The organism is Bacillus sp. BML-BC051 (assembly GCF_019656175.1).
Classification (GTDB): domain Bacteria; phylum Bacillota; class Bacilli; order Bacillales; family Bacillaceae_G; genus Bacillus_A; species Bacillus_A mobilis.
This window is the reverse complement of sequence record NZ_BPLI01000150.1, coordinates 1-407: the sequence shown is the minus strand read 5'-3', so window position 1 is coordinate 407 and position 407 is coordinate 1. Positions and strand designations below refer to the sequence as shown.

At 54.5% G+C, this 407-nt stretch carries 1 pseudogene; it reads right to left on the bottom strand.

From position 1 onward, the window contains the following. A pseudogene (locus tag K5S59_RS29720) lies at window positions 1–407 on the bottom strand (collagen-like protein); the annotation flags it as partial.

The window sequence follows — 407 nt, the reverse complement described above, 5'->3', positions numbered from 1 at the left end:
CCTGTGTTACCTTGAATACCTTGAGGTCCAGTGGCACCGGTAGCACCTGTGTTACCTTGAGGCCCAGTGGCACCGGTAGCACCTGTGTTACCTTGAGGCCCAGTGGCACCAGTAGCGCCCGTGTTACCTTGAGGTCCGGTAGCACCAGTAGCGCCTGTGTTACCTTGAATACCTTGAGGTCCAGTGGCACCAGTAGCACCCGTGTTACCTTGAACGCCTTGAGGTCCAGTAGCACCCGTGTTACCTTGAACGCCTTGAGGTCCAGTAGCACCCGTGTTACCTTGATACCCTTGAGGTCCAGTAGCACCAGTAGCACCTGTGTTACCTTGAGGTCCAGTGGCACCAGTGAGACCTGTGTTACCTTTAGTTCCTTTAATACCCATACGTCCCATGTCAGTCGTTCTACC